General features: G+C 44.7%; 22 protein-coding genes. 6 read left to right on the forward strand and 16 right to left on the reverse strand.

The features are described 5' to 3' along the window. Nucleotides 1–29 precede the first annotated feature (29 nt). The 15 genes from pal to aspS all read right to left on the reverse strand — a co-directional run bounded on the left by pal (nt 30) and on the right by aspS (nt 14,558). On the reverse strand, nt 30–572 hold the full coding sequence (gene pal / locus DUN60_RS08660) for a peptidoglycan-associated lipoprotein Pal (protein ID WP_004736484.1): 543 nt from the start codon (nt 570–572) through the stop codon (nt 30–32). A 111-nt stretch (nt 573–683) separates the two neighbouring features. Then, entirely contained in the window at nt 684–2,036 is a 1,353-nt protein-coding gene (gene tolB, locus DUN60_RS08665; protein ID WP_017083928.1) for a Tol-Pal system beta propeller repeat protein TolB, read from the reverse strand. Between the two features lie 12 nt (nt 2,037–2,048). Beyond that, on the reverse strand, nt 2,049–3,116 hold the full coding sequence (tolA, locus tag DUN60_RS08670) for a cell envelope integrity protein TolA (protein WP_114633767.1): 1,068 nt from the start codon (nt 3,114–3,116) through the stop codon (nt 2,049–2,051). Between the two features lie 13 nt (nt 3,117–3,129). Next, nucleotides 3,130–3,573, reverse strand: a complete 444-nt coding sequence (tolR, locus tag DUN60_RS08675; RefSeq protein ID WP_004736481.1) for a protein TolR — start codon at nt 3,571–3,573, stop codon at nt 3,130–3,132. 3 nt (nt 3,574–3,576) lie between these two features. Further along, nucleotides 3,577–4,260 (reverse strand): protein TolQ, encoded by a 684-nt coding sequence (tolQ, locus tag DUN60_RS08680; protein ID WP_004736480.1) that lies wholly within the window; start codon nt 4,258–4,260, stop codon nt 3,577–3,579. After that, on the reverse strand, nt 4,250–4,687 hold the full coding sequence (ybgC, locus tag DUN60_RS08685) for a tol-pal system-associated acyl-CoA thioesterase (protein WP_017078182.1): 438 nt from the start codon (nt 4,685–4,687) through the stop codon (nt 4,250–4,252). Before ybgC ends, tolQ begins: the two co-directional genes overlap by 11 nt. 172 nt (nt 4,688–4,859) lie before the next feature. Continuing rightward, on the reverse strand, nt 4,860–5,162 hold the full coding sequence (gene ybgE, locus DUN60_RS08690; RefSeq protein ID WP_017055065.1) for a cyd operon protein YbgE: 303 nt from the start codon (nt 5,160–5,162) through the stop codon (nt 4,860–4,862). Continuing rightward, nucleotides 5,155–5,262 (reverse strand): cytochrome bd-I oxidase subunit CydX, encoded by a 108-nt coding sequence (gene cydX, locus DUN60_RS08695; RefSeq protein WP_000270284.1) that lies wholly within the window; start codon nt 5,260–5,262, stop codon nt 5,155–5,157. The genes ybgE and cydX overlap by 8 nt, the downstream gene beginning before the upstream one ends. Nucleotides 5,263–5,293: 31 nt before the next feature. After that, nucleotides 5,294–6,430, reverse strand: a complete 1,137-nt coding sequence (gene cydB, locus DUN60_RS08700) for a cytochrome d ubiquinol oxidase subunit II (protein ID WP_114633768.1) — start codon at nt 6,428–6,430, stop codon at nt 5,294–5,296. 13 nt (nt 6,431–6,443) lie between these two features. Next, nucleotides 6,444–8,030, reverse strand: coding sequence for a cytochrome ubiquinol oxidase subunit I (cydA, locus tag DUN60_RS08705; RefSeq protein WP_004736475.1), 1,587 nt, complete (start codon nt 8,028–8,030; stop codon nt 6,444–6,446). Between the two features lie 552 nt (nt 8,031–8,582). Beyond that, complete coding sequence (gene ruvB / locus DUN60_RS08710) at nt 8,583–9,599, reverse strand: Holliday junction branch migration DNA helicase RuvB (RefSeq protein WP_017083931.1); 1,017 nt, start codon at nt 9,597–9,599, stop codon at nt 8,583–8,585. A gap of 73 nt (nt 9,600–9,672) precedes the next feature. Next, on the reverse strand, nt 9,673–10,284 hold the full coding sequence (gene ruvA, locus DUN60_RS08715) for a Holliday junction branch migration protein RuvA (protein ID WP_017111036.1): 612 nt from the start codon (nt 10,282–10,284) through the stop codon (nt 9,673–9,675). A gap of 92 nt (nt 10,285–10,376) precedes the next feature. Next, complete coding sequence (locus DUN60_RS08720; protein ID WP_114633769.1) at nt 10,377–11,837, reverse strand: methyl-accepting chemotaxis protein; 1,461 nt, start codon at nt 11,835–11,837, stop codon at nt 10,377–10,379. 215 nt (nt 11,838–12,052) lie between these two features. Then, nucleotides 12,053–12,574, reverse strand: a complete 522-nt coding sequence (gene ruvC / locus DUN60_RS08725) for a crossover junction endodeoxyribonuclease RuvC (RefSeq protein WP_004736470.1) — start codon at nt 12,572–12,574, stop codon at nt 12,053–12,055. 211 nt (nt 12,575–12,785) lie between these two features. Continuing rightward, nucleotides 12,786–14,558, reverse strand: coding sequence for an aspartate--tRNA ligase (aspS, locus tag DUN60_RS08730; protein ID WP_004736469.1), 1,773 nt, complete (start codon nt 14,556–14,558; stop codon nt 12,786–12,788). A gap of 314 nt (nt 14,559–14,872) precedes the next feature. Here aspS and DUN60_RS08735 point away from each other — a divergent pair, with 314 nt between their 5' ends. The 6 genes from DUN60_RS08735 (at nt 14,873) to DUN60_RS08760 (ending at nt 21,315) form a co-directional block, all read left to right on the forward strand. Beyond that, on the forward strand, nt 14,873–15,778 hold the full coding sequence (locus DUN60_RS08735) for a DUF72 domain-containing protein (protein ID WP_065103270.1): 906 nt from the start codon (nt 14,873–14,875) through the stop codon (nt 15,776–15,778). Between the two features lie 139 nt (nt 15,779–15,917). Continuing rightward, the gene (gene cmoA / locus DUN60_RS08740) at nt 15,918–16,646 is read left to right on the forward strand and encodes a carboxy-S-adenosyl-L-methionine synthase CmoA (RefSeq protein ID WP_017078176.1); all 729 of its coding nucleotides are present in this window, start codon (nt 15,918–15,920) and stop codon (nt 16,644–16,646) included. A gap of 182 nt (nt 16,647–16,828) precedes the next feature. Beyond that, entirely contained in the window at nt 16,829–17,800 is a 972-nt protein-coding gene (cmoB, locus tag DUN60_RS08745; protein WP_004736466.1) for a tRNA 5-methoxyuridine(34)/uridine 5-oxyacetic acid(34) synthase CmoB, read from the forward strand. A gap of 267 nt (nt 17,801–18,067) precedes the next feature. Then, entirely contained in the window at nt 18,068–18,808 is a 741-nt protein-coding gene (locus tag DUN60_RS08750; protein ID WP_054547296.1) for an ATP-dependent zinc protease family protein, read from the forward strand. A 17-nt stretch (nt 18,809–18,825) separates the two neighbouring features. Beyond that, on the forward strand, nt 18,826–20,331 hold the full coding sequence (locus tag DUN60_RS08755; protein ID WP_054547295.1) for an inactive transglutaminase family protein: 1,506 nt from the start codon (nt 18,826–18,828) through the stop codon (nt 20,329–20,331). Between the two features lie 3 nt (nt 20,332–20,334). Further along, entirely contained in the window at nt 20,335–21,315 is a 981-nt protein-coding gene (locus DUN60_RS08760; protein WP_114633770.1) for an alpha-L-glutamate ligase-like protein, read from the forward strand. A gap of 111 nt (nt 21,316–21,426) precedes the next feature. On the opposite strand, the gene fdhF is transcribed toward DUN60_RS08760, so the two are convergent. Next, nucleotides 21,427–25,656 carry a formate dehydrogenase subunit alpha gene (gene fdhF, locus DUN60_RS08765; protein ID WP_114633771.1) on the reverse strand — a complete coding sequence of 1,410 codons (4,230 nt, stop codon included), beginning with the start codon at nt 25,654–25,656 and terminating at the stop codon, nt 21,427–21,429. Between the last annotated feature and the right edge of the window lie 280 nt (nt 25,657–25,936).

A 25,936-nucleotide genomic window follows, 5' to 3' on the forward strand; every position in this document is an offset into this window, starting at 1 on the left:
CAATTCCTCAATTATATAGTCTACTAAAATTAGTAAACTAGTACTGCGCGACGGTTTTTAGCGTACACATCTTCAGATTGACCTAGAAGAAGTGGCTTCTCTTCACCGTAGCTTACGATAGAGATTTGGTCTGCTTGAACACCTAGAGCTTGTAGGTATTTCGCTACAGCTTGTGCACGACGCTCGCCAAGTGCGATGTTGTACTCAGGAGTACCGCGTTCGTCAGCGTGACCTTCGATAGTAACGTTCATGTCAACGTTGTTGCTTAGGTAAGCTGCGTGAGCTGCTAGAATTTCTTCATAGTCGCCAGCGATAGTAGAGTTATCGAATGCAAAGTAGATTGTTTGAGTTTCGCGTAGCGCTTGCTCTTTAAGCTCTTGCTCAGACAGTTGAGCGTTAGCATCAATTGGCGTTACAACAGTTGTGTCTACGTTGCCTTCTGAACCTGAAGTTGTTTGGTTGCTTTCAGTACCTGAAGTTGCAGATGTTGCTTCATCAGTTGAGCTACATGCCGTTACTGCCATCACTGGTAGTGCAATCATCAAGCCTTTAAGAACTTTGTTAAGTTGCATCTTTTTTTCCTTACGTTATCAAACTTAGTTTCTACAGCGACTAAGTGCTATAGATAGTTAATTGCCACAATAGTTAACACTATCAATAGCTAAAAGAATTTATCACTTCAACTAGAGGAACGGTGACCATGCAGGCGCTCTTACACGTCCGTTGGTTGCCGGTAATCTAGCTTTAAAACGGCCATCGATAGAAACCATCGATAGTACGTTAGTTTTGTTGTAAATAGAGCTATAGATAACCATACCTCCATTCGGTGCAATACTTGGAGATTCATCTAACAATGTCTTTGTTAGCACCTGAACCGCACCGGTTTCCAAATCTTGCTTAGCCAAGTTAAAACCTGAGTTGCTACGATTGACCATAATCAGGAATCGTCCGTCAGGGGTGATCTGGCCACCTAAGTTTTGGCTACCTTGCCAAGTAATACGAGAAGTCGAATTATTGGACAAATTTACATTATAAATCTGTGGTTTACCACCACGATCCGATGTGAAAATAAGAGACTTGCCATCTGGGTGCCAGAATGGTTCCGTGTTATTAGAACGGCCACGAGTAATTTGAGTCAGCTTACGGCTAGCAAGGTCAAGAGTGTACACCTGAAGGCTGCCTGTTTTCGACAATACCAATGCCAATGTCTTACCATCTGGCGAGAATCTTGGCGCACCATTATGACGAGGGTATGACGTTACTTTCTCACGCTCACCCGTGTAAATATTCATGATGAATATTTCAGCTTGGCCATTTTGGAAACTCACATAAGCAAGCTTTTTGCCGTCTGGTGACCATGCCGGTGACATTAGAGGTTGCTTAGAACGAAGTACCAAGCGCTCGTTAAAACCATCGTAGTCAGCAACACGAAGTTGGTATGGGTATTTATCTTTGTCGTTCACTACCACATAAGAAATACGAGTTAAGAACGCACCTTTCTCGCCAGTCAGTTCTTCATAAACTAAATCAGAAATACGGTGTGCATACTCTCTCAAGCGTTTACCAGGAACTGTCGCTTTCTTATTGAACAACACGTGGTCTTTAGAAAGTACCAGTTGGCCCTCATCACTTAACGCACGGCTTTGTCCTTTGGTCAGTTGACCACGAACAATGTCAATCAACTGGTAGTTGACTACATATTGCCCTTCAGCATTTTTAGTGATGCTACCTGTTAGCAGTGAATCAACGCCTAAGTTAGTCCAAGCATCAAAATCCACCTCACTTTCGCTGTAAGGCGTCTGTGGCATTTTGCTTGTTGCAACTGGGCTAAATTTACCACTGCGTTGTAAGTCAGAAGCAATAACCGCTGATACATCGTGTGGCAATGGCTCTGCGCCTTCCCAACGGAAAGGGACAATAGCGATAGGTCTTGCGGAGTTAATACCGTCTGTAATAACCAGCTCCAGTGCCGCGTGTGCAAACTGGCTGCTTGTAGCTATTAAGAAAACAAAACTCAGTAATAGTTTCTTTAACACAAGTTCGTCCTTTTACTCTGGTGATACAGTTAAGTTAATGTCTTTCAGTGATTTCACAATGTCTGGGTCTTTCGGCAACGGGTAAGATTGCACTTGCGCCACAGCACGCTTGGTTGCTGCACATAAACGGCTATCGCCATCTAAGATACTTAAGCTACCCAATATCGCGTTAGAGCCCGTTGGAATCAGCTTAAGGTTCACTCGACATGAGCGTCCTCTATAGCTGTCTTCTAACAACAGGTTCTGCTGAATCAGTTGGGTATAAATAGCACCGTAACGCTGTGCTTCATCACTAATAAACTGTTGTCTTGCTGAAGAGTTTTGAGTCGATTCAGTCTCCAGTCCAGCAAAGATGTCGTTCAATGCTGCTTCTTGCTGTTTACGCTCTTTTTCAGCTCTTGCTGCAGCTTCTTTTGCTTTGCGCGCTTTCTCCGCTGCGGCTGCCGCTTCTTTCTCTTTCGCTATACGTTGCTTTTCAGCACGTTCAGCGGCTTCTTTTTCTTTACGAGCTTTATCTGCAGCTTCTTTCGCGGCTTTCTCTTTTGCCACGCGTTCTTGTTCAGCTTTAGCAATCGCCACTTCTTTGGCTTTGCGCTCTTTTTCTGCTTTCACAACCGCTGCTTCTTTCAATTTACGATCAGCTTCTGCTTTAGCGGCTTTCTTTTGTTCTTGCTTTAAACGAGCCTCTTCAACTTTACGTTGTTTTTCATTCTCAACTCGACGCTTTTCAGCTTCGCGAGCGGCTTTCGCTTCTTTAGCCTGCTTTTCTTTCAGCTTTCGAATGTTCTCTTCTTCAGCTTTACGATTTTTTTCAAGTCGTTCGCTTTCACGTCTTAGTTTGTCTAGACGCTCTTGCTCTTTCTTACTCGCTGCTTCTCTTTGCTGGCGAATCTGTTGAGCTTGTTGGCGAACCAACTGAGGATCAATCACCACGGCTTGAACCATCTGCCCAGTAGGCTTTGGTTCCGACATCGTGAAATCCGCCCCCCAAATAAGCGCAACGAATAAGATGACGTGCAGCCCAAGAGAGATAAGAAGCGGTGATCTAAAATTATGGGATTTCTTATTATTCGCTTTCATGAATGCTACGGAGCTATTCCCTTATATCCGTTAGTAGGCCAACCTTTGGCACACCTGCACGGCTTAATTCATCAAGTAATAAAACCACTTCAGCGTAAGGCGTTGCGGCATCACCACCAACCGCCACTGGAGAGTTTGGCTTAAGAGACAGCTCGGCTTTCACTCGGACGATAATATCTTCCATCGATAAACCACGCTGTACTTCTTCGTTATTCACACTCAAACCAAGCTCACCGTCTTTGTTCACTTCAACGATAATAAAGCTCGCATTGTCGTCACCCAATAGATCTTGTGCAGACTGAGCCGTTGAAGCCTTAGGCAATTCAACGTCTACGCCTTGAGTAACGAATGGCGAAGTCACCATAAAAATAATCAGCAAAACAAGCATAACGTCGATGTAAGGTACAACGTTAATCTCTGCTGTCATTTTGCGTTTTTTAGGTTGGTATCCGGCCATCTATTATTCCCTGCCAGCCATCGCTTGACGGTGAAGAATACTGTGGAACTCTTCAGAGAAAGTCGCATAGTTGTGCTCTAGCTTACCGACTCGACTGCTAAAGCGGTTGTAAGCCATTACAGCTGGAATCGCCGCGAATAGGCCCATTGCTGTCGCGATCAGCGCCTCTGCAATACCAGGAGCAACCATTGCTAATGTCGCTTGCTTCACTTCACCTAATGCGATGAATGAGTGCATGATGCCCCAAACCGTACCAAATAGGCCGATGTATGGACTGATAGAACCAACGGTTGCTAAGAAAGGTAAGTTGGTTTCTAGCTCGTCTACTTCACGGGCAACCGCTACGCGCATTGCACGGCCAGTGCCTTCCATAATGAAGTCAGGAGATGTTGCATTCGATTTACGAAGGCGAGCAAACTCAGTAAAGCCTGCGTAGAAAATTTCTTCAGTACCAGAAAGCTCGTCTTTGCGCTTATTGCTCTCTTGGTACAGTTTTGCGAGATCAACGCCTGACCAGAACTTATCTTCAAATACGTCAGTTTGTTTAGAAGCTTGAGATAATACTTTACTTCTTTTTATGATCATTGCCCAAGAAACAACAGACATGCCCATAAGAATCAGCATGACCATCTTAACTAGTAAGCTAGCTTCTAAAATTAGGCCTAAGATTGAGATTTCAGCAGTCACTATTCGTTAGCTCCGTGAGAATAAATGTTGGCATTGCTTTGGGTTTCATTTTTTGATTATCGATACATGCTACCTTAACCATTGCTTTACACAATGCCTTGCCATCAGGATTTACGATCTCTTGACAGAAGACCAAGGTAGCTCGCTTCAACTCGTAAATATTTGTAATGACTTGTAAAGAATCATCAAGTCGCGCACCTTGAATAAAATCAATGTCCATATGTCGGACTACAAAACCGATATTTTGTTCTAACAAGACTTGCTGAGAGACGCCAATTGAGCGCAACATCTCAGTTCGAGCGCGTTCGAAAAACTTAAGATAGTTTGAATGGTATACAACACCACCTGCATCGGTGTCTTCGTAATACACTGTCACTGGCCACGTAAATGGCTTAGATATTCCCTGCAATTTGATACCACAGTCCAAAACGATAAAGATCTCACTATAACCTAACTCCTTATCATTAATAGTATATCGCTGTGAATTTTTTGATTTAATAGACGAAAAAAAAGGCCATCTGTATAAGATGACCTCTTTTTGGCTAAAAACCCAACAAGTATAAAGGTTCACGTCGTTATGAACCTAAATCTTCTGCCTTTTATAAAAGGCGCAACACAGTTAGGTAGAGCAAAATTGTGAGTGAAACGTATGGGCTAAACAGTAGCTGCCACATCCAAGCTCTAGGCTTAAACCCGATACCGTAAACCATGCTTGAGCACACTGCCCAAATAAACATTGGCCCGATGATCGCGTTAAAGCCACCGATGCTTGTCGCATACGCTTCAGGATCCCACATCACTAAACCAACATGCATGAAACCCAATACGAGGGATAAAGCTCTTAACAGAGTCTTATCCATTGGTTGATGCAGTTTAGCGATTTGCTCCGCGAGATTACTCACTGTCTTTATCCATCATTTCTGAATGCTCTAACCATAGAGCATTGATGATGCCGAATGCACATGCTAGAAGTACACCCAAAATCCATGCGAAATACCACATAAAATTTCTCCTAAGTTATTTAACTTCTAGCTTAGTAAGCTGAAACGTCGTTATCTTCGATGTGTTTCTTATCTAGACGACCGAACATTTTGTAGTATGTCCAAGTTGTGTAGCCAAGAATCACAGGAACCATTACCGCCGCAACTCCGGTCATAAGACCAAGCGTTAGCTCACTCGCTGTTGAATCCCACATAGTCAAACTATGGCTAGGGTTCAGGCTTGATGGCATTACGAATGGGAACATTGCAAAACCAGCCGTTAAAATAACACCAGCGTTAGATAGGCTTGAGAACAAGAATGCGAAACCACCACGCTCAAAGCGAGATGCAATCACAGCAAGCAGTGGCATTGCGACACCAAGGATCGGCGCAGCCCACATTGCTGGATACGTTTCGAAGTTTGTCATCCAAGCACCAACTTGAAGTGATACTTCTTTGTTTAGTGGGTTTGAATCAGCAAACGTGTCCATCGTGCTAGTGATTACGTAGCCTTCAATAGACTGAACCCAGAAGCCACCAATAATGAACAGAGCAATAGCAATTAGGCCCGTGATCTGAGCAACGTTACGAGCGCGGCTGTGCAGTTCTTCTGTTGTCTTCATTTGAAGCCATGTTGCACCTTGCATCACGAACAACATCAGAGCCAACACACCACAAAGCAATGCAAATGGGTTAAGCAGAGCAAAGAACGTACCATGGTACTTAGACATCATAAATTCGTTCAGATCAAATGGTACACCTTGTAGTAGGTTACCAAATGCCACACCGAAAATGATTGGTGGTACTGTGCCACTAAAGCAAAGTGCGTAGTCCCAAGTTTTACGCCATTTTGGATCTTCAATCTTAGAGCGGTAATCAAGAGCAAGTGGACGTAACCAAAGCGCTGCTAACGTCGCGTACATTGCGAAGTAGAAACCAGAGAAAGACGTCGCGTAAACCAGTGGCCATGCAGCAAACAATGCACCACCAGCAGTGATAAGCCAAACTTGGTTGCCATCCCAGTGAGGGGCAATCGTGTTTAGCATAATACGACGTTCAGTGTCGCTCTTACCGATAACAGGAGAAAGGGCTGCAACACCCATATCGAAGCCATCAGTTACGGCGAAACCAACCAGTAGAACACCGATCAATACCCACCAAATAAGTCGTAAGCTTTCGTAATCAAACATAATATTCCCTCACTTATACTTCGACTGAACGGCTAACTTTGTCTTCAACAGAGTTATCGTTTTGTTCGAAGTGGTAACGGCCTGTCTTTAAGCTACTTGGACCTTTACGTGCGAATTTCAGCATTAGGTAAACTTCAGCAATCAAGAACACTGTGTACAGTGCAAGAATCGCAAATAGAGAAGTCCAAAGCTGTTCAATAGTCAGTGCTGATGCAGCAACGTTAACCGGTAGGATTTCACCAACCGCCCATGGCTGACGACCAAACTCAGCAACGAACCAACCTGCTTCAATCGCAATCCAAGGTAGTGGGATTGAGAATAGCGCCGCTTTGAGTACCCATGGTTTCTGTTCGATCTTCTGACGACACGTTTGAACAAACGCCGCACCGAATACAAACAGCATGATGAAGCCACAAGCAACCATCAGACGGAATGACCAGAATAGAGGCCAAACTGTTGGGATAGAATCATCCGCAGCCATTTGGATTTGATCTTCTGTTGCATCAACAACGTCATCTGTGTAGCGCTTAAGAAGCAGACCGTAACCTAGGTCACCTTTCACTTCGTCGAACGCTGCGATGTTTTCTTCAGACTTGTCGCCTGAACGTAGCTTTTCAAGCAGCTCGTATGCGTACATACCAGTGCGGATACGATCAACGTGATCATCACGTAGGTCACGTAGGCCCGTTACTTCAGTATCAAGCGAACGCGTTGCGATGATGCCCATTACGTATGGGATTTTAATTGCGTAGTCAGTATTCATTGTTTCTTGGTTTGGAATACCAAAAACAGTAAATGCGGCTGGTGCTTCTTCAGTGTGCCACTCGGCTTCTACCGCAGCGAGCTTCACTTTTTGAACTTCGCCAAGCTCGTAGCCAGATTCATCACCTAGTACGATTACTGACAGGATCGCCGCCATACCGAAAGATGCTGCAATCGCAAAAGAGCGACGAGCAAAGGCAAGGTCACGACCTTTAAGAATGTAGTATGAACTGATACCAAGGATGAACATTGCACCCGTTGTGTAACCAGACGCCACTGTGTGTACAAATTTAACTTGTGCTACTGGGTTTAGTACAACTTCAGCGAAGCTCACCATTTCCATACGCATGGTTTCAAAGTTAAATTCTGCACCCACTGGGTTTTGCATCCAGCCGTTTGCTACCAAGATCCATAGCGCTGAGAAGTTAGAGCCAAGTGCTACTAACCACGTTACCGCTAAGTGCTGACGCTTTGACAATCTGTCCCAACCGAAGAAGAAAAGACCAACAAAAGTAGACTCTAGGAAGAATGCAACAAGCGCTTCAATAGCTAGCGGAGCACCGAAGATGTCTCCAACGTAGTGAGAATAGTAAGACCAGTTTGTACCAAACTGAAACTCCATGGTTAAGCCTGTCGCTACACCAAGAGCAAAGTTAATACCAAACAATTTACCCCAGAACTTGGTCATGTCCTTGTAAATTTGTTTGCCCGTCATTACATATACTGACTCCATAATGGCAAGAAGAAATGCCATACCTAAGGTCAGTGGAACAAATAGGAAGTGATACATCGCTGTAAATGCAAACTGCAATCGCGACAGATCAACAACATCAATCATGGTAACTCCTTTGTGTCGGCTGAATGACACTTGTGTGATTATTCACCGCAAAAATCCATGTTAAAACAATTTATGTAATTGTTATTACAAATTGAAATTTGTAGCAAAAACGTACCGTTATAGTTAGATTATTGTTAAGTATGAGCTAATATAGCTGGCGCTAATATTACTGGTAAAATCAGTATGTTTCAAAAGGTTTATAGGAGAAGTCTGCGTTGATTTGTATCAATTTTATTCAAGCAAATTAGAGTTATTTTTAAACAATCATGATTAAAATCACACCAATTTTAGCCTTGTTAATAACCGCGCATGATATCTGTGACAAAAGCTCAGCACCACCTCAACATACCAATTACAACTACCTATAAAGTATTAACAAAAGATATGACAGTTTATTTCATTTTTTGTTAGCCAAATCAAACTTGGAATCAAAGTTTCCATTTTTGAATTTCGATAATTCGCCTTTTTATCGATTTGCTCAAAGAGTTGTTATTCAATAAAAAGCAAAAAATCCCAGCGCTTATGCAACTGGGATCTTTAGAAATGAATACTTTAACGATTAGAAGGCTTATCTATTCCGAAATGTAAATACGCTCTGTCGGTCGCGATTCGACCTCTTGGTGTTCTTTGTAGATAACCTTGTTGTATCAAGTAAGGCTCTAACACATCTTCAATGGTGTCTCTCTCTTCACCAATCGCGGCAGCCATGTTGTCGATACCAACCGGACCACCACCAAACTTCTCCATGATCGCAAGCAGAAGCTTTCTATCCATGTAGTCAAAGCCTTTGGCGTCAACGTCCAGCATGTTAAGCGCTTTATCTGCAACGTCTGGGCAAATATGTCCATCGCCTTTCACTTCCGCATAGTCACGAACACGACGTAGTAAACGGTTAGCAATACGTGGTGTACCACGCGCACGGCGAGCAATTTCTAATGCACCTTCAGACTCCAGAGATAGGCCAAGGCAATCCGCGCTGCGTTGAACGATATTTTGAAGATCTTCTACTTTGTAATACTCAAGACGCTGGGTAATGCCGAAACGGTCACGTAACGGAGACGTCAGTGAGCCAGCGCGAGTGGTTGCGCCAATCAAAGTGAACGGAGGAAGATCAATTTTGATAGAACGTGCCGCAGGGCCTTCACCAATCATGATATCCAATTGGTAATCTTCCATTGCGGGATACAACACCTCTTCAACCACTGGGCTCAGACGGTGGATCTCATCAATGAACAGCACATCATTTTCTTCAAGGTTAGTCAGTAGCGCCGCAAGGTCACCGGCTTTCTCTAGAACAGGGCCTGAAGTGGTACGGATGCTCACATCCATTTCATTGGCAACAATGTTTGCCAACGTGGTTTTACCTAAACCGGGAGGGCCAAAAATCAACAGATGATCCAGAGCTTCATTTCGCATTTGAGCGGCTTGAATGAAAATCTCCATCTGGTTACGAACGTGGTCCTGACCTTGATAGTCGGCTAGCGCCTTTGGACGTATTGCACGGTCGATAACATCTTCATCTTTAAAGACCGGATTATCCGGTGCAATCAGGCGATCGGCTTCAATCATAAATTCTGTTATTCCTAACTCTGCGCACAGGCAAAGTGAATGAGTCTATTTTGTAGAACAAGTATATGAGGTATTAAACCATCGACTTCAGTGCTTCGCGAATCAATTGTTCGCTGGTCATGCCATCTTTAGCCACTTGAGCAACAACTTTAGAGGCTTGAGTCGGTTTATAACCCAACGCAAGTAGTGCGCTTACCGCTTCTTCTTCAGCATCGTGAACCGCTGGCATCGAGTCCATTGGCGCAGCATCCGTTGCAGGCGTAAACAGATCACCTGCGCCCCACCCTTTCAGGCGGTCTTTCATTTCAACGACAAGACGCTCTGCGGTTTTCTTACCCACACCCGGCAGTTTAACCAGCGTAGAGATATCTTCACGTTCAACACTCTGAACAAACTGGCTAGCGGTCATGCCTGAAAGTATGCCAAGACCTAGCTTAGGACCTACACCATTTGCTTTGATGACTTCACGGAACAGAGCACGCTCTTTTACCGTATTGAAACCATAAAGTAGCTGCGCATCTTCACGTACGACAAAGTGAGTGTAGATAATTGCCTCTTCGCCAACGTTTGGTAATTCATAAAAACAGCTCATTGGCATTTGTACTTCATAACCAACACCACTGACTTCGATTAGCAACTCTGGTGGCTGTTTTTCTATTAATGTACCGCGTAGGCGTCCGATCACAATTCACTCTCTTGATGGAATATTATTTGAGGGACAGAATATAAAAGAACTGGATGCTTATCCAGTTCTTTGTGTTTATTAAGGTGATTTATTTAAGCTTGCTTAGCTTGGGAAACCACACTATTCAGGCTTTCAACCAGTTCTTTTACCGAAGCAACATGGCCTGTTAATTCAGAACCATAATTGGCCACTAAACCCGATACAGATTTAGTTTCTGCCACACTCTGCGCCACCTCTGAACTCGCGAGATCGAGTTCTTTCAGAGAGCTCATCTGCATGGCCATGATATTGGTGAGCTGATTAACATCTGTTGAGATGGTTTGCACCTCTGATATGATGCCGTTCATCTCGCTCGCCGTGGTTTCGATGATTGCTCTGCCGTGTTCAACTTCTTCTTTGCTGCGGTCTAACAAAGTTCGAATCTCTATCGCAGAATGACTGCTTTTCGCCGATAGCTCTCTCACTTGATCGGCCACCACAGCAAAACCTCGTCCTTGTTCACCGGCTCGAGCGGCTTCTATTGCTGCGTTGAGTGCTAATAGGTTGGTTTGTTCGGCTACGGAAGTAATCAAATCGGCGACTTTCATGATCTCTTGATTACTTTGAATGATCTGGCTGATTGCACTGGTTGAGGCTTCTAGTGACTCAGAGCTCTTTTGCGCTTTGGTTCCAACCGCTTCACTGCGCTCTTTCAGTTCACCCACAAATGAATTGGATTCTTCGATACCTTGAGTCATTTGATGCAGCTGTTGGCTCATCTGTTCTGCTGCACTCGCCTGAGATTCACAATTGACATTCAACACTTCGACTTGAGCATGCAGGTCTTGCGACTGCTGATCTAAATGAACCGAAACACCTTGTAGACTCTCTGAATTCGAATTGGCTTGGTCGAGCACGATAGAGAGCCGACCTTCACTTTGCGTCGCTTGATTGGCAACGTGTTGGCTTTCTGAAATCGCATCCTCTGCCATTTCGATCGCCACCTCTTTCTGTTTCGCAGTAAATGCTTGGGCAATGCAGATCACCACCAGCGGCATAATCACACCAGACCAAGTTTCTAACACTACCGCATCAGGGGTTAGCTCAAGCTGGGGAAATGCAAATCCATTGAGATGTGCTGAGGTCATCACTAATGAAACACCGATAACCAGTCCACTCCACACCAAAGCCACAATTCGTGTTCCAGATAAGAAGAAAGCGACCACTAACAAAGGCACCCAATAAGCTTGAGTGGAAGCCACAACACCACCGCTTTGGTAAATGATGTTCAACGCGTGGACAGCCATGCCGACAAAACCAAAGTTAAGTGCAAGGCTCGGCTTACTCGTCACACGAAGTAGCAGTGCAGAGATCAGTTCGAATACGATAAGAAATACAGATGTAGCGATCAGAAGTTGCTCTTCGTGCTTAGTCCACTTGATTAAGCTATAGACGCCCACGAAGAATGCGATAAAAGTGAAGAGTAATAAGATATCGGCTTGTCTGACTTCGTTGTTACTCCACCCATTGCTTTTGGGTAGAAACAGCGCGCGCCACAGCTTGATTGGGTTCATCAGTGATCATCCTTGATTAACTTGTAAGACCTCCGACCAATGTTAATAACATGTTAAATGATACGCAATGTTATTATCTGGGTTATGTTCGAAAGATCTCATTTCATCAAGGATTTAGCGGCGTATTGTGTTGATATGAGCCAAACCGGCTGTAAGGCTCATCAATAGAATAAGTTTAAAAGGCAGAATATTAGGAACTAACAATAGAATGAGATTTAACGGTAACGCCCTTTTCTTGCTCCTGTTGCTTTACCTGCGAGTGCGACCAAGGTTTTATTGGTGTTAGCGTGAGTGATAGCTACGCCTAGAGCATCGGCTGCATCGGCTTGTGGCTTAGCGGGTAGTTTGAGCATACTCATCACCATATTCTGAACCATCGACTTATCAGCGCCACCGTTACCTGTCACCGCTTGTTTGATCAAACGAGCCGCATACTCATGTACAGGCAAATCAGCATTCACTGCTGCTACAATCGCACTGCCACGAGCTTGGCCAAGTTTAAGTGCTGAATCGGCATTCTTCGCCATGAACACTTGTTCGATCGCGAATACGTCAGGCTGAAACTGAGTAATGATCTCACTCACGCCTGCATAGATTTGCTTTAAGCGACCTGGCAATTCTTTTTCGGAAGTGCGAATACAACCACTACCTAAGTAATATAGATGACGACCATTTTGACGAATCACGCCATAGCCGGTAATACGAGAACCAGGGTCAATCCCTAAGATAATAGACATAACTTCAATACTGATTATTTATACATGCTTTATGAGCTTAGTATATCGAACGCAAAAAAAAATGCCCGTCAAATTAACGGGCATTTCGTTGTTCTGCGAAAGAAAAAGTTCTATCAAAAACTAAGTTTTGTTGAAAGCTTAAGTGCTATCTAAGACTTAAGCTCTATCGAAAACTCACTGCTTGATTAGAAAGTTGAGCTTAATCGTTTGATTAGTCTTCTTTCTTCGCTAAGTTAACAGCGATTGCTAGCTCTTCCAGTGATGCTGGGTTTGCTAGGCTTGGCGCGTCTGTTAACAGACATGCTGCAGCTGTTGTTTTCGGGAATGCGATAACGTCACGGATGTTCTCTGTACCACAAAGAAGCATTGCTAAACGGTCAAGACCGAATGCTAGACCTGCGTGTGGTGGCGTACCGTACTTAAGTGCTTCAAGTAGGAAACCGAACTTCTCTTGTTGCTCTTTAGCTTCAATACCTAAGATACCGAATACAGCCGTTTGCATTTCTGCGCTGTGAATACGTACAGAACCGCCGCCGACTTCGTAGCCGTTGATTACCATGTCGTAGGCATCAGAGTTAGCTGCTGCTGGGTTCGATTTTAGCTCTTCCGCATTCACACCAAGTGGTGATGTGAATGGGTGGTGCATAGCGTGAAGATTGCCTTCGCCATCTTCTTCGAACATTGGGAAATCAATAACCCAAAGTGGAGCCCACGCTTTCTTATCTGTTAGCTCTAGGTCATCTCCTAGCTTGATACGAAGTGCGCCCATTGCTTCAGCAACGATGTTCGCTTTATCTGCACCAAATAGGATGATATCGCCAGATTCAGCTTGAGTGCGCTCAAGAAGACCGTTGATCACGTCTTCGTTTAGGAACTTAGCAACTGGAGATTGGATACCTTCCATGCCAGCAGCACGGTCGTTAACCTTCATCCAAGCTAGACCTTTCGCGCCGTAGATACCTACATGCTCTGCGTAACCGTCGATTTGCTTACGAGTTAACTTAGCGCCACCTGGTACACGGATAACCGCTACGCGACCTTTTTCGTCGTTCGCAGGGCCAGAGAATACTTTGAACTCAACGTCTTTAACCAAGTCAGCAACGTCTACTAATTCTAGTGGGTTACGTAGGTCTGGCTTATCAGAACCGAAACGACGAATCGCTTCAGAGAAAGGCATTACTGGGAATTGGCCCAGTTCAACATCTAGAAGCTCTTTCCACATATCGTGAACTAGCTTCTCAGTGATGTTACGCACTTCTTGAGAAGACATGAACGATGTTTCGATATCGATTTGAGTAAATTCAGGCTGACGGTCAGCACGTAAATCTTCATCACGGAAACATTTAACGATTTGGTAGTAACGGTCAAAACCAGACATCATCAGCAATTGTTTGAACAGCTGAGGAGATTGAGGAAGTGCGTAGAAGCTACCTTTGTGAACACGGCTTGGTACTAGGTAATCACGAGCGCCTTCAGGTGTCGCTTTCGTTAGTACTGGTGTTTCGATGTCTAGGAATAGGTTCTCATCTAGGAAACGACGAACGAAGCTAGAAGCACGTGCACGAAGCTTGATACGATCGCTCATTTCTGGACGACGAAGATCGATGTAACGGTACTTAAGACGCTGCTCTTCAGAGTTCGTTTGGTTGAAGTCTAGTGGAAGCGCTTCTGAACGGTTGATGATCTCTAGGCCAGTTGCGTAAAGCTCAACTTCACCCGTCGCCATATCTTTATTTACTTGGCTGTCAGGACGAACACGTACTTCACCAGTAAATTTGATACAGAATTCATTACGCAGTTGGTTAGCGATCGGGAAGATATCTTTCATATCTGGATCGACAACAACCTGAACGACGCCTTCACGATCTCGCATATCGATAAAGATAAGACCGCCTAAATCACGGCGACGGTTTACCCAGCCGCACAATTCTACAGTTTGTCCCGCCAGGGACTTGTTCAGGTTACCACAGTAATGGGTACGCATAATGAATTTCCCAATCTCTTAATTATTTACTAGTTTCCAAGCTGTCAGTGGTCATTCCACATAACAGAGCAAAGGAACATTTATACGCGGAAACTCGTTTAAAATCGACCTTCCACATTCGAATTTATTGTGTTTTATCTGGCTTTGCTGCTTTTTAGCCCATCAAGTGCGCAAAGATTCATCAAAACCGAAAAAATTGCGCTAATTATATCTCGAAAGTACCTTAATCAGCAAAACTCTCGTAAAGTAGATTTTCGTTTCAAACCAAAAACTTTTTGTAATGACTGATCGCTTTATGAATAACGGTGTAATAGATGGATGCTAGTGTAATAACAACTGAAACTTTACCTCTAAGACTTGGATTAACAATGTGGTCTCATTCTGAGTGGCAAAGTCAGTTCTATGGTAAGGGAACAAAACCTGCTGAACGCTTAGAGAAGTACACCCAAGTTTTTCATACCGTTGAAGGCAACACGACTTTCTATGCGACACCCAGTATCTCAACGGTCAATAACTGGAAAGCCGCAAGTCACGATGATTTCAAGTTTACTTTTAAGCTGCCTAAGTTCATCACCCACCAGCAGCACTTAAAACATTGCCAAGCCGAACTCAAAGAATTTCTGCTCACCATGTCGCCCCTGCATAGGCGCATTGGTCAGTGGACGATTCAATTGCCCCATAGCTTCGAACCCAGCATGCTCCCTGCCCTGCAAAAATTTTGTACCTTGTTTCCAAAAGACATGCAGCTCGGCGTTGAAGTTCGTCACCTTGGCTTCTTTGATAAAGGCGATGCCGAAAAACGTTTCAATCATTGGCTAATAGAAGAAGGGATCAATCGCATCATCATGGATAGTCGCCCTGTTTTCTCCGCACCACCAACCACAGAAGCGGTGATCGACGCACATCAAAAGAAACCACGTGTTCCGGTTCATGCCATTGCGACGGCAAACAATCCGATGGTTCGCTTTATTGGACATCCAGATCAGGAACCCAATCTCGCTTTCTTTAAACCTTGGTTCGCGAAATTACCGACTTGGTTAAATGAAGGCAAACAACCTTATTTGATGATTCACACCCCAGACAATAATCACGCCCCTGAGTTGGCGATTGCTATCTATAAGCAATTACAGACGCAAGTTGCTGAACACACACAGATAACCTTGCCTAATTTGGCGGAGTTTCCTGCTCAAAAAGGTGACCATCAAATCTCGATGTTTTGATAGTAAACAACCACTAACACGCGTTCACTTTCATCAATCTCAGTTTTCGTGACAGCCGCGCTTTTTTTACGTAAAATACGTCCCCTTTTATTTGGTATGAATTTTGTGCCAATTACGCTGACTGTCGAGAGAAAATGCCATGAGCAACACAGACAATATCTTTTCCGCTCCTATTGATAAAATTGGTGATTTCACCTTTGATGCAAGGGTTGCTGAAGTATTTCCGGATATGATTCAACGCTCGGTGCCTGGCTATAGCAATATCATCTCTGCAATCGGCATGCTGGCTGAGCGCTTTGTAAAGCCACATTCAAATATTTATGACCTAGGCTGCTCTCTTGGCGCGGCGACACTTTCTATGCGTCGCCATATTCAGCAAGAAGGCTGCACCATTTTCGCTGTTGATAATTCACAAGCGATGGTTGAACGCTGTAAGTTGCACGTTAATGCTTACCGCAGTGACACGCCAGTAGAAGTCATTGAAGCCGACATCCGTGAAGTAGAAATTAAAGACGCCTCTGTTGTTGTTCTTAACTTTACGCTGCAATTTCTGTCTCCCGACGACCGATACGCTCTGCTTGAGAGAATTTATGCAGGCTTGCGCCCGGGCGGGATCTTAATTCTGTCAGAAAAATACGTATTCGAAGATGAAAGTTCAAATGAACTGCTTATCGATCTGCACCATGATTTCAAACGTGCCAATGGATACAGTGAGCTTGAAGTAAGCCAAAAACGCAGTGCAATCGAAAACGTGATGCGTCCAGACTCGATCCCTGTCCACAAGGAACGCTTTGATAAGATTGGCTTCTCAAGCAGCGAAGTCTGGTTCCAATGCTTCAACTTTGGTTCAATGTTCGCGATTAAATAGCGCACATACCCAGTCAGCTCGAACTAAAACGTCATCCTCAAGAGCGAGGAACGAGCGAGTTGGGGATCTCTATCAAGTACGATAAACCGAGATTCCCTATCATGTTCGTCCCTCACTGTAGGGAATGACAAATTTAATTTTTATTTTAGGGTTTATTGACCCTATTAACTCAGTGAAAAACTATGTTTAATTTTGCCAATTTTTATCAACTCATTGCCCAAGACACTCGCCTACAGCCGTGGCTCAATGTTCTTCCTCAACAGCTGACGGATTGGCAAAATGCAGAGCACGGTGACTTCGACCGCTGGTTACGTGCACTGAATAAAATCCCTCAAGGCGTGCCTGACCAAGTTGATCTGAAAAACTCAGTAACCATTGGTAGCTCGACACCATTTCACACAGGTGAACTTAAGAAGTTAGAAAGCTTACTAAAGACCTTCCACCCGTGGAGGAAAGGTCCTTACACCGTTCACGATATTCATATCGATACGGAGTGGCGCAGTGACTGGAAATGGGACCGTGTCCTTCCTCATATTTCTCCATTGAAAAACCGCTCGGTGCTCGATGTAGGTTGTGGCAATGGTTACCACATGTGGCGCATGCTAGGTGAAGGCGCACGCCTAACGGTGGGTATCGACCCTTCTCACCTATTCTTGGTTCAGTTTGAAGCGATTCGTAAGTTAATGGGCGATGACCAACGTGCTCACCTATTACCTTTAGGTATTGAGCAACTGCCAAAACTAGAAGCCTACGACACTGTATTTAGCATGGGTGTTCTGTATCACCGTCGTTCACCTCTGGATCACTTGATTCAGCTAAAAGACCAATTGGCATCTGGCGGTGAGCTGGTTCTTGAAACCTTGGTGATTGAAGGTGACGAGAATGCGGTATTGGTCCCTGTTGACCGTTACGCGCAAATGAGAAATGTATACTTCTTCCCTTCTGCTCGCGCACTGAAACGCTGGCTAGAACAGGTTGGCTTTGAAGACGTGCGTATCGTTGACGAAAATGTCACGACGATTGGCGAACAACGCACAACAGAATGGATGACACACAACTCTCTTCCAGATTACCTCGATCCGAACGATCCAAGTAAAACGGTTGAGGGTCACCCTGCACCAAGACGTGCCGTTCTTGTCGCGACGAAACCGTAATTTCTATAGGACCAAAGCCATGAACTCTGTGGTCACTCAGTCTTAGTTATTTATATGTGTAAGTTTTGAATAGCATGAGCATGAATTATATAAAATTCGCGCTCATGCTTAACAAATGAACGAACTCAGATCACAATAATTTTCGTAGCGCTCACATAGCGATTCAATATGACCAGACTCTTACAATAGGATGCTTCACGCGTCCTTTTTTGTGGGATAAACTACTAAATAGTCTGAACTATTCTCTAATTCTCAAAGGTTTTTTATATGTTTAAGCGATTATCGCCTATCGTGGCGGTTGGTTTGCTCTCTGGTTGTACCCTCACGAACGGTGCTACCTACCACCAAGAAACTCTCGACGCTATTGCCCGCTCAGAGACAAACATCGCAAATAAGGTTCAAAATCTTGAACTACAACTAAGTAATCAAAGTGATTATATTGAAAGCTTAGAAGACGAAATCACCACTCTTTCTAGTCAATTAGATGTTCATCTGACCAGCATGGAACATAAGGTTATTGAAGAGCTAGAGGAAGAAGAACCCGTCGTCGTAGCAGCTACTCCTATCACTACTACGTTACAACCGACCATCCTTGGCGGAATCGAGAAAGTGTCTATCGACTCGATCAAACAAAGCTTTGATGCGCGCGTTGATACTGGCGCAACCACTTCTTCTTTAAATGCTGTCGATATCAAAGAATTCGAACGTAACGGTAAAGACTGGGTGAGATTCCATTTGGCTGATAAAGCACAAGCTGTAGAAGACCAAAAATGGATTGAAGCGCCCGTTGTGCGGTATGTAAAAATCCGTCAGTCAACCAATGACCAGACAGAACGTCGAGCTGTGATCGAATTATGGGTAAAAGTTGGAAAAATCCATGAAAAAGCGCAATTTACATTGGCGGATCGCTCTCAAATGAGTCACCCTGTATTACTAGGGCGCGAATTTATCAAAGACATAGCGCTAGTAGATGTAAGTAAAAAGTACGTACAAACGGAAGTTAAATAACAATAGTAGGGTAAGCTATGACGTCAAGAATTCCATTTTATATCTCTATATTCCTGCTTATCGTGGCAGGTATAACACTGAGTATGTTCAGACATACCACCTACGGTGTACCTTGGACTCCAGGGGAAACCAGACAGGTTTGGGACGTTGAAGCTCGTATTGAGTTCAACGCAGTAGGCAAAGAAGCAAAAGTTTCATTAGCAGCTCCTCACACTCAGTCTAATTACACACTTATTGGTGAGTCAGCTTCGTCACCAGGTTACGGCATCTCTTACTTGAACACCGAGTCAGGTCGTCGTGCTGAATGGTCTATTCGCCACGCTGATGGCCCGCAAACTATCTACTACAAAACTCAATTCCTTGTCGATAACCAAGCGAAAGTTGATGCTATCCCACCAGAAGGTGAAATCACGCAACCAAGCTTTGATGGCCCAGAAGAAGCGGCAGCGTTGGCACTGATTGACCGAGCAACTAAGCGCTCAGCAGACAACATCACCTTCACTCGTGAACTTATCAAAACACTTAATGATCCAGACAGCCAAAACTCTGCGCTGATTCTGAATAACATGAGCAAAGTTGAAGCAACACACAAGCTACTTTCAGCAGCAAATATCCACAATAAAGTGGTTGGCGTTATCGAGCTAGAAGATGGCCGTCGTCGTCAATCTATCCAGCAAATGAACCAGATCTGGGATAACGACCAATGGGTTTTATTCTCTCCTGAATCAAGCGAACAGCAAGTTCAGCCAAACCTGCTAATTTGGGATGAATCAAATGTATCTCTATTAGACGTGGTTGGCGGTCAGAACAGTAAAGTACACTTCTCTATGATTGCTCAGGAGGTGACTCCCACTGAAGCAACCAACAGTAAAGTCTCTGCGGATCAACTGTTAAACCTTTCCATTCACAGTCTACCGTTAGAAGAGCAAGCGATGTTTAAAACCATCATGCTGATTCCTATCGGTGCTCTGATTGTTGTGTTCCTACGAGTCATCATCGGTCTGAAGACGTCTGGTACGTTCATGCCTGTACTGATTGCGGTAGCCTTTGTACAAACACAATTGGTAACGGGTATTGTCGGCTTCCTACTGATTGTAGGTACAGGTCTTATTATTCGAAGTTACTTATCCAAGCTCAACTTGCTACTGGTCGCCAGGATATCCGCCGTAATCATTACGGTAATCATGATTATCTCTGTGTTTACTGTAGTGGCGTTTAAAGTCGGTCTGACTGAAGGTCTATCGATTACGTTCTTCCCAATGATTATCCTATCTTGGACTATCGAACGTATGTCTATCCTATGGGAAGAAGAAGGGGCGAAAGAGGTAGTGCTACAAGGTGGTGGCTCTCTATTTACCGCTGTTCTTGTTTACTTAGGCATGACTAACCCGTTCATCCAGCATTTAACATTTAACTTTATTGGTTTACAGCTTGTTATTCTAGCGACCATCTTGCTACTAGGTAACTACACAGGCTACCGTCTAACCGAGCTTCGTCGCTTTAAACCGCTAGCGGAGGACTAAGTTATGTTTGATCAATTTACTTCACCGTTTAAGTTGAAAGACAAAGGCATAATGGGAATGAACAAGCGTAACCATAGCTATATTGGTCGCTACAATGATCGTTCCAAGTATCCACTCGTTGATGACAAGCTTAAGACTAAGATTATTGCTGAACAAGCTGGTGCAACCGTACCAACACTGATTGGCGTTATTGGTCACCAAGCTGAAGTAAAAACAATCCACAAGATGGTTAAAGAGTGGCCGGGGTTTGTAATCAAGCCCGCTCAAGGTAGTGGTGGTAAAGGTATCCTTGTTGTTATTTCTCACAAGGATGGTGTTTATACCAAGCCATCGGGTTCGACTATCAATGAAGAAGACGTAGAGCGTCACATCAGTAAAGCTCTCGCGGGTCTTTTCTCACTGGGTGGTAAGAACGACGTAGCCGTGGTTGAAAACCTCATCAAGTTTGACGAGTGTTTTGATGGCTTCAGTTATGAAGGTGTGCCCGATGTACGAATTATCGTATTCAAAGGCTACCCTGTGATGGCGATGATGCGTCTTTCTACTTCAGCTTCTGACGGCAAGGCAAACTTGCACCAAGGCGCTGTGGGTGTGGGCATCTGTATCGCGACGGGTAAAGCCGTTCGTGCGGTTCAATTTGACCACCCTGTGACTCACCACCCGGACACGGACAAAGAGTTGGCACAACTTCAAGTACCGCATTGGGAAAAACTGCTTACGCTAGCATCAAGCGCGTGGGAAATGACAGGCCTTGGTTACATGGGCACTGACATGGTTTTAGATCAAGAAGAAGGTCCAATGGTACTAGAGCTAAACGCTCGTCCAGGATTAGCAATACAGATTGCAAACGGCGCGGGTTTATTGCCTCGCTTGCATCATATTGAAAACCTAGGCACGCCAGCTGAATATCCAAAACCTGCAGAGCGCGTGGCATACGCCGCAAAGCAATTTGGTGTTCACGGTAACGAACTCGCTTCAAACTAAGCGACTAACTCGGTCATTTGACACCGAATCTAGCTCAATAAATAAAGCCGCATAACTCTGAGAGTTACGCGGCTTTTTAATGCCTATCGTTAATTAGCTTAACGCTCGGAACTAAACTTCTGTTGTTTCTGCTTCAGACTCACGAATGGGGTCAATGCGGACTGCCGCCACCTTAAACTCTGGGATCTTAGCGTGCGGATCGGTTGCAGTCGTAGTTAAGCGGTTAACTGGAGATTCGACAAAATGGAATGGAATAAATACCACCCCCTTTTGCATTCGCTTAGTGACAAATGCCGCGATTTCAATTTCTCCACGACGGGTTGATACTTTGAGCATCTGGCCATTCGAGATCCCTAACGCTTCGGCATCATGAACACTCACCATCGCACGTGGTCCTGCCAAGTTATCAAGCCCTTTGGTTTTACGTGTCATGGTCCCGGTGTGGAACTGTTCTAGGATGCGACCTGTCGTTAATACTAGCGGGTATTCCGCATCAGGAAGTTCTGCTGCGTATCTAAACGGAATCGCTTCCATTTGACCACGCCCGCGAGTGAATTGAGTCTGGTGCATGATGCGTGTACCGTCAGGGTTATTCTTATTACTTGGCCATTGGACGCCGTTCACCGTAATATTCTCCCAACGTAAACCACCATACTGCGGCGTTACACGTGCTATCTCATTGGTGATATCAGCAACGGTTTTATAGTCCCAACCGCCGTCCATTGCATTGGCTAGCATTTGAATAATCACCCAATCTTCTTTCGCGTCACCGGGCGGATTAACAGCAGGATTAATACGTTGGACTCGGCGCTCTGTATTAGTGAAGTGGCCAGACTTTTCAGCAAACGAACAAGACGGCAGAACCACATCGGCATACTGAGCGGTTTCGGTTAAGAAAATATCTTGAACCACTAGGAAATCTAACGCTTCAAGGCCTTCAATCACATGCGCTTGATTTGGGTCACTCAACACTGGGTTCTCACCCATGACATACAGACCGCGAACATCTCGATGGCACGCTCCATCAATAATTTCGGTGAGCGTTAACCCCGCTTCCGCTGGTAAGTCAGAAACTCCCCATTCCATCGCGAATTTTTGACGAACTATCGGGTTATACACTTTCTGATAACCTGGAAGGTTGTTCGGCAATGCCCCCATATCACACGCGCCCTGAACATTGGATTGACCACGTAATGGGTTTATACCACCGCCTTCGATACCAATGTTGCCACACAAGAGTTGTAGATTAGCGATTGAACGTACGTTGTCGTGACCAGTAGTGTGTTGCGTAATACCCATCGAATAATACACTGCGGTGCGTTCTGCAGTACCAATCAAGCGAGCCATCGCGAAAATATCTTCCGCTTTCACGCCAGTCACTAATTCAACTTTATCAAGTGAATAGCTTGGTGACATGACTTCCTGCAATAAGGTATCAAAGCCGTCAACACGATCATCAATATAATCTTGGTCGTACCAACCGTGTTTGATGATCTGCTGCATCACACCATTAATCAGCATCACATCAGTGCCCGGTCGGTGCGCTAAGTAAAGCTCAGCATGGTCAGCAATATCGATTCGTTTTGGATCAGCAACGATCAATCGTGCGCCACCATGCCTCACCGCTTGCTTGATGTGCGAGCCAATAATTGGGTGTGCTGAAGTCGTGTCTGAACCGATAATAAAGATCACATCTGAATGCTTGATACTTGGAATATCATTGGTCATCGCCCCGCTACCCAGCGAAGCCTCTAAACCAGTAACAGTAGAAGCATGACAAAGACGTGCACAGTGATCGACGTTATTAGTGCCTAATTCACGGCGTATGAATTTTTGGAAGGCATAGTTGTCTTCATTGGTGGTTTTCGCCGATGAGAAGCCCGCCAAAGCATTGCTACCAAAGCCCTGTTTAATCGCGGTAAATTTATCAGCAATGAGCTTAATCGCTTCTTCCCAACTTGCAGGTTGCAACCAGCCATCTTTACGAATTAATGGTGTGGTTAAACGCGCATCACTGCCCACAAAATCGAAGCCGAATCGCCCCTTAACACACAACATGCCTTCATTAACCGGAGAGTCACCGCCTTCGATATAACGGATTTTGTTTTTCTGCTCATCGATATGCATGGTTAGCTTACAGCCCACACCACAATAGGTGCAGATGGTATCGACTTTCTTGAGTAGGTCTGTGTCTCCCTGCTTTCTATCACGAGCATCCACCATTGCACCGGTTGGACACGCCTGAATACAAGATCCACATTGAACGCAGTTTGAGTCACCCATTAAGGTCTTGTCTGCCCCAAAATTAGGACGACATTCAGGTCTTGATGCAGGCTTGCCATCAGATTGATTCATGAAGCTTAAAACGCCATGAACATTCTGTTCGCGACACGCTTGGATACACTGGCCGCAACTGATACAGCGGTTGGCATCAAAGATAATAAATTCTGAACTGTCATCAACTGCAAATTTTTGTCTTGTTAAACCGACCTTCGCTTCTTCTGCGCGTATCGCCTGCCAGTTCTCATTCGAAGCCACATCGATTTTGTACTCTGGATGTGTTTGCGTTGCTTTGTATTCGGTCGAGTAGTCTCGTAGGTCGCAATCGGTATTGGCTTGGCAGCCACATTCTAGGCATCTTGCTGCTTCCGCAATTGCATCGGCATTATCAAATCCTGTTTCTACTTCGTCGAAGCTTTGTTCACGCTGCTCGGGTGTTAGCTCTGGCATGATCTTACGCGCCATACGCTGTATGGATTTGTATTGCTCAGGATCCACTGCTTTGAGCTGCTTGTGCTTTCTTGAATTAAACGGTTTGGCCGGAATGTTATCCATGTCGCCATGAAAGAACCGATCAATCGCCTGTGCAGCAATGCGCCCATCCCCCACCGCTTCCACTGCGGTTGCAGGGCCGCGTCGGAAATCACCGATACTAAAGATATTGCCGGTACCTGTATGCATGGTTTGCGGATCGGCATCAGCGGTATTCCAACGCGTAAGCGGGATATCAATAGCTTCGTTATCCATAAAGCTCAGATCCGGCTTTTGCGACACGGCAGCGATGACCGTATCAAACGCTTCAACAAAGAACTCGCCAGTTGGTTTAGGGCTACGACGACCAGAGGCATCTGCTGGTCCCAAAGCCATACGCTCTAATCGTATTTCTGATACATGACCATTTTCATCGGCTATGTTTTCTGCCGGGTTGGTTAAGAAGTGGAATTTCACGCCTTCATGCTCAGCTTCTTCGATTTCGTAATCTTCTGCAGGCATCTCATCTCGAGTACGACGGTAGATCAGCGTGGTATCAGCGCCATCACGAACAGCAGTTCGAGCACAGTCAATCGCGGTATTACCACCACCGATCACTGCAACCTTTTTACCAGTGACATACTGCTGATCGGTCACGTAATCTTTCAGGTAATCGACGCCTAGGTAACAACCGCCAAGCTCGCTGCCCGGATAATTCATTTCAACCGCTTTCGATGCGCCAACGGCTAAACAAACCGCATCAAAATCGTTACTCAAATCAGACAGTGTAAAATCAACACCGAGCTTTTTATCACACTCTACCGACATCCCATTACGACACATCAGTTCGATTTCTTTATCTAGAATCGACTTAGGTAAACGATATTCAGGGATACCGTAACGCAGCCAACCCCCCGCTTTGGGCATCGACTCATAAACACTGACATCATAGCCTTCGTTAGATAGATAATAACCCGCAGTAAGACCACCGGGGCCACTACCGACGATTGCTACGTGCTTGCCTTTGTTTGGCTTCTTAGTTGGTATGTAGCTCTCTTGAGCGGCTAAATCTGCGTCGGCAGCGTGTCGTTTGAGTTGGCGAATCGCGATGGATTCATCGACCAAGTTGCGACGACATTCCGTTTCACAGAAAGCAGGACATACTCGACCAATCGAAAGCGGCATTGGTAGTGTCTTTTTGATCACCTCTATCGCTTTGATGTGATCATTTCTCGCAATATGATGCAGGTAAGATTGGATATCGACCCCAGCAGGACACGCTGTTTGGCATGGCGCTTCACAATCGGCGTAATGATCGGTCATGATGCGGTTCAACGCGTCTTGCCGATGAATCGTTAACTGCTTTGACCGGGTGGTAATATTCAGCCCATTAGACACTTCAAGCTCACAAGAACGAGTGACACCAACGCCATCAACTTCAACAACACACAAGTCACACGGTACTTTATCCGCTGTTTTGTTCAAACCACATAAAGATGGGATCTCTAAACCACATGTTTTTGCCGCTTCAAGAACGGTTTGTCCTTGCTCGACGATTCGATATTTCCCATCAATAACGATTTGAATCATACCTAAGTCCTACCTTTACCTTTCGCACACGCGAGTTATCAACAATTAAAATTTAAGTAATACAATATTATTAATATTATTAAACCTATGTCATTACCATACATTATTTGTGGTTTTGTGCGTGTGACCTCAAACAAGTTCCATTGATAATAACCATAAGGTATGAGTGGTCTTATCAGTGTCGACGAGAGGATTAGACGGAAGGTGTTCAGTTGTAGAAATTAGATTCAAGGTACAAAAAAGCCCCTAATGATTAGGGGCTTTGAACAAATATCATTGA

The sequence above is a fragment of the Vibrio splendidus genome (genome assembly GCF_003345295.1).
Taxonomy (GTDB): domain Bacteria; phylum Pseudomonadota; class Gammaproteobacteria; order Enterobacterales; family Vibrionaceae; genus Vibrio; species Vibrio splendidus_K.